A 6,890-nucleotide genomic window follows, 5' to 3' on the forward strand; every position below is an offset into this window, starting at 1 on the left:
CATGACCAGAGATGAGATCTTCAACGAAATTCGCCGCGCCCTGGTCGAGCTGTTCGAAATCGACCCCGAGGACGTGACCCTGAATGCCCAGCTCTACCAGCAGCTCGAGCTCGACAGCATCGACGCCATCGATCTGGTGGTGCACCTGCAAAAACTGACCGGCAAGAAGATCAAACCGGAAGAGTTCAAGTCGGTACGCACCGTCGCCGACGTAGTCGACGCCGTCGAACGCTTGCTCGCCGAGTAATGGGTCGCATCAACCTGCTGGCGGGTGCCCTGCTGCTGCTCTATCCCCTGCTGGTCTACCTCGGCCTGTCGCACGGGGAAAAGAGCTGGCTGGCCCTGCTGCTGTTGCCGCTGTTTGCCATTCGCCTGTTTGCCGGTGCAGCCCTGCCGGGCACATGGCGCTGGGCGACCCGCTGGCTCGGCGCCGTCGGCCTGTTGCTGATCGGCCTCAACCTCTGGTTTCGCGAGCACGACTGGCTGCTTTACTACCCCATTGCCGTCAACGCCACCCTGCTGGGGGTATTTGGCTGGAGTCTTGGTCAACCTATGACCCTGGTCGAACAGCTGGCCCGCCTCACCACCCCGGATCTGCCCGAGCAGGGGATCCGCTACACCCGCAAGGTGACCCGGGTGTGGTGCCTCTTTTTTATCGGCAACGGCCTCTGCGCAGGCTGGACAGTCTGGCACGGCGATCTGGCGCTCTGGAGTCTCTACAACGGGCTGGTCAGCTATCTGCTGATGGGCGTACTGATGGGCGGCGAATGGCTGGTGCGCCAGCGCGTGATGAGACGGGGTAACATATGACCCTGTTCGATGAACTGCTGCAGGCAGATGGCAACCGCGTCGTCACCTTTGACGGCCAACGCGCGTGGACGCTGGCGCAGTTGCGCCAGAGCGCCGGGCTGCTCGCCAGCCAGCTCGCTACACTACCAGCGCAGCGCTGGGCCATTTGCACCAGCGACAGTTACCACTTTTGTCAGGCGCTGCTCGCCTGCGCCATAGCTGGACGAGCCATAGTACTGCCCGGCCACCAGCGTCTCGCCGGCTTGCAGGAGCTGCTGGATCAAGATGCCTTCGATGGGCTGCTCTGCGATGAGCCGCTGCAGCTCCCCTGCCCCATGCTGCCCATCGACGCCGTCACAGCCGCTGAGCCATTGCCAGTCGCAGAACCGATAGCGACGCAGGCCCCCGAGATCACCCTCTACACCTCCGGTTCGACTGGCCAGCCCAAGGGGATCACCAAACGCTGGCCACTGATCGAGGCCGAGGTGCGTACCCAGACCGCCCTGTGGCACGAACACCTTGAGGGAGCACGACTCTTCTCCTGCGTCAGCCACCAGCACATCTACGGCCTGCTCTTTCGCATCCTGCTGCCGCTGGCGCTCGGCATTCCGTTTGCCCGCCGCCAGACCGACTACCCGGAGCAGTTGGCCGACCAGACAGAGCCGTGGGCGCTGGTCAGCTCACCCGCCTTCCTGTCGCGGCTCGACCCGGCCCTTGATACCCGCGGCTGCCGCTTGGTCTTCTCCTCCGGCGGCCCGCTCGCCTATCAAGATGCTCGCCACTGCGCAGCCCTGCTCGGCCCCTTGCCGGTAGAGATCTACGGCAGCAGCGAGACTGGTGGTATTGGCTGGCGCCAGAGCCATGCCCCCGATTGCCCCTGGACGCCCTTTGCCGGTGTCACCGTCAGCTGTGACGAGGAGCAGACCCTGCTGCTGCACTCCCCCTTTATGGATGAGGCCGAGCCCTGGGTCGGCAGCGATCGCATCACCCTGTGTGACGATGGCGACAAAGACGCAGCTGGCCGCTTTCACCTGCTTGGTAGGCGCGATCGCATCGTCAAGCTCGAGGAGAAACGCATCTCTCTGGATGATGTTGAGCAGCGCATCAAGGCGCTGGAGGGGGTGCTCGATGCCGCCGTGTTGCCCCTTGAGCAGGGCGGACGTCAGGTGCTTGGCGCCGCACTGGTACTCAGCCAGCAGGGGATGCAAAGCTTCACCCACCTTGGCCACGGCGCCTTCTTGCAACAGTTGCGTCGGCAGCTGCGCCCGTGGCTCGAGCCGGTGGCACTGCCGCGCAGCATCAGACTTTTTCCGGCGCTGCCCCTGACCGGCGCGGGCAAACGCGACGGTGTGGCGCTGCGTCAGGCGTTTGACCAGACGCCATTGCAACCGCAACAACCCGGAGCCTTTACCTGATGGATAGTTCACTGCTGCCCGCCCTGCTGGCACGTCAGGCCACCTCCGATAGCGTGCAGCTACTGTTGCACCTGAATGCCGATCTGCCCTGGTTTGCGGGCCATTTTCCCGGCGCACCGCTGCTGCCCGGGGTCACCCAACTGCAACTGGCCATTCACTTCGCCCGCGCAGAGAAGCTGTTCGCAGGCGAGTTTCAGGGGATGGACCAGCTCAAGTTCCAGCGCCCGCTGCGCCCGGATGACGACTGCTGGCTGGTATTGCGCGCCCATGGCGACGGCCAGCTGCGCTTTGAATATCGCCTCGGCAGCGCAGAGGATATCGATACACTGCCGCTCGCCAGCAGCGGACGGATCACGCTATCGTGACGCCCTGCATCATCATCCCCTGCTACAACCACGCAGCCCCCCTCGCAGGCGTGCTGCGTGAACTCGCGCCGCTCCAGCTCCCCTGCCTGCTGGTCGATGATGGCAGCGAGCCAGCGGCGGCCGCCCTGCTCGATCAACTGGCAACCGAACACACCGGCTGGGTCACGTTGCTTCGCCATCCGCACAACCGGGGCAAGGGGGGCGCCGTCAAGACGGCGCTGCTGGCAGCCAGAGCGCGCGGCTTCAGCCACGCCCTGCAGGTCGATGCAGATGGCCAGCACGATCTCTCCCGCCTGCCGGATCTACTGGCCGAATCAGAGCGCTTCCCGCAGGCCCTCATCTCCGGTGCCCCGGAATACGATGAAACCGTGCCCAAGGGGCGCCTCTACGGCCGCTACCTGACTCACGTCTGGGTCTGGATTGAGACGCTCTCCTTCGAGATTAAGGACAGCATGTGCGGCCTTCGCGTCTATCCGGTCGAGGCGAGCTGCGCGCTGCTTGAGCAGTGCACTCTCGGCGAACGGATGGATTTCGACATCGAGATCATGGTGCGCCTGCACTGGCGCGGTGTGGCGGTGCGCTTTGTTCCGGTCAAGGTGCACTACCCCGAGAACGGCCTCTCCCATTTCAACCCGCTGCACGACAACCTGCGCATCTCCTGGATGCACACCCGTCTGGTGCTGACCCTGCTGCGCGACGGCGCTGCCAGCCTGTTGCGCGCCCCCGGCCAGCTGTTAAAGCGCGGACGGGAACACTGGTCACGCACCCCGGAGCGCGGCACTCTGCTCGGCATCCGCACCATGCTCTGGAGCTACCGGTTGCTCGGCCGTCCCGGCTTCAAGGCTCTGCTGCTGCCGGTGATCAGCTACTTCTGGCTGACTGGTCGCAGCCAGCGCGAGGCCTCCCGCGACTATCTGGCGCGCCTCACCGCCCGCGCCACCGAGCTCAACCAGCCACTGCCCGAACCGGTGGGGAGCCTGCGCCACTTCCTGCGCTTTGGCGAGGCGGCACTCGACAAACTGGCCGCCTGGCGCGGCGATATCGGCCTCGACGACATCGAGCTGGTGAACCCGCACCATTACGAGGCGGCTCGCGACAAAGGGGCCCTCATCATCGGCTCCCATCTGGGCAATCTGGAGCTGTGCCGCGCCCTTGGCAGCAAGGCGCAGGGGGTACGCATCACGGCGCTGGTCTTTACCCGCCACGCAGCCCGCTTCAACGCCCTGCTGCAGGAGGTGAATCCCGACTCCGGCCTCAATCTGGTGCAGGTGCAGGAGCTGGGGGCCGATACCGCCATCATGCTCAAATCGCGCATCGAGGCGGGGGAGTGGGTGGTGATCGTCGGCGATCGCACCTCGGTGACCAAAGAGAAACGGGTGGTCTGGGCCGATTTTCTCGGTGCGAAGGCCCCCTTCCCGCTCGGCCCGTTTGCGCTGTCAGCCATCCTCGGCTGCCCCACCTACCTGATGTTCGGGCTGCGGGAGCAGGGGCGCTTTCGGGTGCACTTCGAGCCGTTTGCCGATGGCTCCCCCCTGCCGCGTGCCGGACGCCAGCAGCAGCTCGAGGCCCGGGTGCAACACTACGCCAACCGGCTGGAACACCACTGCCTGCGTGCACCGCTGGAGTGGTTCAACTTTTTCGACTTTTGGCATCTGACCGATGAGCAGGACTGATCAAGGCATGCACGAGATCCATTTCGGGGCCCGCCCCCTCACCATCGAAGAGGTCGTCGCGCTGGCCGAACGGCGCGCCACGCCACGCCTCAACCCGGCCCCCGAGTTCCGGGCCCGCATCCAGCGCGGTGCCGACTATCTTGACCGGCTGCTCGCCGAGGAGGGGGTGATCTACGGGGTCACCACGGGCTATGGCGACTCGGTCACCCGCGCGGTACCGCTCGAACTGGTCGATACCCTGCCCCTGCACCTGACCCGCTTTCACGGCTGTGGCATGGGCGAGAACCTGAGTCTGGCCGCCACCCGCGCCGTGCTGGCTACCCGCCTCAACTCGCTGGCACAGGGGGTCTCCGGCGTCAGCCTGCCCCTGCTCGAGCGGCTCACCTGGCTGCTGGAGCAAGACCTGCTGCCGCGCATTCCCGAAGAGGGATCGGTCGGTGCCAGCGGCGATCTCACCCCGCTCTCCTACGTGGCGGCGGCGCTGATCGGCGAGCGCGAGATCTATCGCAACGGGGAGCTGACCAGCGCGGCCGAGCTCTATCGCGAGCTCGGCATCACACCGCTCCAGCTGCGCCCGAAAGAGGGACTGGCGCTGATGAACGGCACCTCGGTGATGACGGCCCTCGCCTGCCTTGCCTATGCCCGCTGCGACTACCTGATGCGGCTCTGCACCCGTATCACGGCGCTGGTGAGCGTGGCGATGGAGGGCAACGCCTTCCACTTTGACGAGCGACTGTTTGCCGCCAAGCCCCACCCGGGCCAACAGCAGATCGCCGCCTGGCTGCGCGCCGATCTGCAAAGCGGCGAGCTGCCGCACCACAGCAACCGGCTGCAGGATCGCTACTCCCTGCGCTGCGCGCCGCACGTCATCGGCGTGGTGGCCGACAGCCTGCCCTGGTGGCGCACGCTTATCGAAAACGAGCTCAACAGCGCCAACGACAACCCCCTCATCGACGGTGACGGGGAGCATGTGATGCACGGTGGTCACTTCTACGGCGGCCATATCGCCATGGCGATGGACAGCATGAAGGTGGCGGTGGCCAATCTGGCCGATCTGCTCGACCGTCAGCTGGCCCAACTGGTCGATAGCAAGTTCAATCAGGGGCTGCCGAGCAACCTCTCCGGCACAAGCGACGAGCGCCGCTTTATCAACCACGGCTTCAAGGCGGTGCAGATCGGTGCCTCGGCCTGGACTGCGGAAGCCCTCAAGCACACCATGCCCGCCAGCGTCTTCTCGCGCTCGACCGAGTGCCACAATCAGGACAAAGTGAGCATGGGCACCATCGCCGCTCGCGATGCGCTGCGGGTGCTGACCCTGACCGAACAGGTGGCCAGCGCCAGCCTGCTGGCGGCGGTGCAGGGGGTCGAGCTGCGCCTCGCCCTGCAGGGCAATGACCTGACCACCCTCAGTCCGGCGCTCGCTGCCACTGTCGAGGCAGTACGCCGCGATCACCCCTTCCTCTGCGAAGATCGCCCGCTGGAGGCCGAACTGCGCGCCATGATGGCCCGCCTGCAGGCACGTCACTACCCGATTTATGACGAGGTGTCCCATGTCTGAACCCTGGCAGCTGAGTGCCGAGGTCGATGTCACCGTCCCCTTCCACGACGTGGACATGATGGCCGTCGCCTGGCACGGCCACTACCTGCGCTACATCGAGCTGGCCCGCTGTGCCCTGCTCGATAGCATCGACTACAACTACCCGCAGATGGAGGCCTCCGGCTATCTGTGGCCGGTCATCGATGTGCGGATGAAGTACATAGCCCCGCTGCGCTTTGGCCAGACGGTACGGGTACGCGCCACCCTGGTCGAGTACCAGCACCGCCTCAAGATCGATTACCTCCTCTATGATCCGCAAAACGGCAAGCGTACCAGCAAGGGTTACACGGTGCAGGTGGCGGTCAGCAAGCAGAGCGGCGAGATGTGCCTCGCCTCACCGCAGGTGCTGCTCGACAAGCTGGGGGTGAGCGAATGATGGCCCGCCTCACCCTTCTGCTGCTGGCGCTGCTCTCCTGGCCAACGCTGGCGATCACTCTGGCCGATGTGCAGCAACAGCTCACTGCGGCCGATGCCCGCAGCGCCCGCTTCGAGCAGGAGCGCCAGATAAGCGGCCTTACTCAGGCGCTGCGCGCCAGCGGCGAGCTGCTGCTGGTGAAGGGCAAAGGGCTCTGGTGGCAGCAGCAGAAACCCTTTCCCCTGACGCTGACTCTCACCCCGACACGCATGGTGCAGCAGCTGCCCGGTCAACCGGCCCAGACCCTCGACAGCCCGCAACTGCTGGAGTTCAGCAACCTGATGCTGGCCCTGTTCGACCCGAGTGAAGCGGCGCTGGATAACTACTTTAGCCATACCCTCACCAGCGAGGGGGAGGAGTGGACCCTGACCCTAGAGCCCATCCGCTCGCCCCTCGACAAGGTCTTCGCCACTCTGGTGCTCAAGGGGCGTCACGAGCTCGCCTCGCTCGCCATCCATGACAAACAGGGGGATGTCACCCTGATCCGCTTTGTTGACTGGCAGCTTAAAACCCTGCCCCTGAGTGCCGAGGAGCAATCCCGTTTTGATGCTCACTGAGAAACAGTGGCGCCTGCTGGGGCGATTGTGGCTGCTGCTCTGCGTAGCGGTCTGCCTTGCCCTGGCGCTGGCCCTGCCC

8 protein-coding genes are annotated in these 6,890 nt (G+C 65.3%); all 8 read left to right on the forward strand.

Annotated elements, in window-relative coordinates:
- Position 1: 1 nt before the first annotated feature.
- Genes LD28_RS0105420 through LD28_RS0105455 form a run of 8 tightly spaced genes read left to right on the forward strand, consistent with a single transcriptional unit; the run spans position 2 to position 6,811 of the window.
- A complete protein-coding gene (locus LD28_RS0105420) occupies positions 2-247 on the forward strand; it encodes an acyl carrier protein (RefSeq protein ID WP_033135988.1) in 246 nt (81 codons plus the stop codon).
- Positions 247-810, forward strand: coding sequence for a COG4648 family protein (locus LD28_RS0105425; RefSeq protein ID WP_033135989.1), 564 nt, complete (start codon positions 247-249; stop codon positions 808-810). Before LD28_RS0105420 ends, LD28_RS0105425 begins: the two co-directional genes overlap by 1 nt.
- Positions 807-2,204, forward strand: coding sequence for an AMP-binding protein (locus tag LD28_RS0105430; protein ID WP_033135990.1), 1,398 nt, complete (start codon positions 807-809; stop codon positions 2,202-2,204). Before LD28_RS0105425 ends, LD28_RS0105430 begins: the two co-directional genes overlap by 4 nt.
- Positions 2,204-2,569 (forward strand): ApeI family dehydratase, encoded by a 366-nt coding sequence (locus LD28_RS0105435; RefSeq protein ID WP_033135991.1) that lies wholly within the window; start codon positions 2,204-2,206, stop codon positions 2,567-2,569. The genes LD28_RS0105430 and LD28_RS0105435 overlap by 1 nt, the downstream gene beginning before the upstream one ends.
- Complete coding sequence (locus LD28_RS0105440) at positions 2,566-4,242, forward strand: glycosyltransferase family 2 protein (RefSeq protein ID WP_033135992.1); 1,677 nt, start codon at positions 2,566-2,568, stop codon at positions 4,240-4,242. Before LD28_RS0105435 ends, LD28_RS0105440 begins: the two co-directional genes overlap by 4 nt.
- 7 nt (positions 4,243-4,249) lie before the next feature.
- The gene (locus LD28_RS0105445; RefSeq protein WP_420911701.1) at positions 4,250-5,800 is read left to right on the forward strand and encodes an HAL/PAL/TAL family ammonia-lyase; all 1,551 of its coding nucleotides are present in this window, start codon (positions 4,250-4,252) and stop codon (positions 5,798-5,800) included.
- Positions 5,793-6,215: an acyl-CoA thioesterase gene (locus tag LD28_RS0105450; RefSeq protein ID WP_420911702.1), complete on the forward strand. Its 423-nt coding sequence runs from the start codon at positions 5,793-5,795 to the stop codon at positions 6,213-6,215. Before LD28_RS0105445 ends, LD28_RS0105450 begins: the two co-directional genes overlap by 8 nt.
- On the forward strand, positions 6,215-6,811 hold the full coding sequence (locus LD28_RS0105455; protein WP_033135995.1) for an outer membrane lipoprotein carrier protein LolA: 597 nt from the start codon (positions 6,215-6,217) through the stop codon (positions 6,809-6,811). Before LD28_RS0105450 ends, LD28_RS0105455 begins: the two co-directional genes overlap by 1 nt.
- The last annotated feature ends 79 nt before the right edge of the window (positions 6,812-6,890 follow it).

The organism is Aeromonas finlandensis (genome assembly GCF_000764645.1).
Taxonomy (GTDB): domain Bacteria; phylum Pseudomonadota; class Gammaproteobacteria; order Enterobacterales; family Aeromonadaceae; genus Aeromonas; species Aeromonas finlandensis.

What these genes read in the sequence shown, in the direction of transcription:
- LD28_RS0105455 (WP_033135995.1), top strand. Translation starts at nt 6,215, where the DNA reads ATGGCCCGCCTCACCCTTCTGCTGCTGGCGCTGCTCTCCTGGCCAACG.
- LD28_RS0105420 (WP_033135988.1), top strand. Translation starts at nt 2, where the DNA reads ATGACCAGAGATGAGATCTTCAACGAAATTCGCCGCGCCCTGGTCGAG.
- LD28_RS0105430 (WP_033135990.1), top strand. Translation starts at nt 807, where the DNA reads ATGACCCTGTTCGATGAACTGCTGCAGGCAGATGGCAACCGCGTCGTC.
- LD28_RS0105450 (WP_420911702.1), top strand. Translation starts at nt 5,793, where the DNA reads ATGTCTGAACCCTGGCAGCTGAGTGCCGAGGTCGATGTCACCGTCCCC.
- LD28_RS0105425 (WP_033135989.1), top strand. Translation starts at nt 247, where the DNA reads ATGGGTCGCATCAACCTGCTGGCGGGTGCCCTGCTGCTGCTCTATCCC.
- LD28_RS0105435 (WP_033135991.1), top strand. Translation starts at nt 2,204, where the DNA reads ATGGATAGTTCACTGCTGCCCGCCCTGCTGGCACGTCAGGCCACCTCC.
- LD28_RS0105445 (WP_420911701.1), top strand. Translation starts at nt 4,250, where the DNA reads ATGCACGAGATCCATTTCGGGGCCCGCCCCCTCACCATCGAAGAGGTC.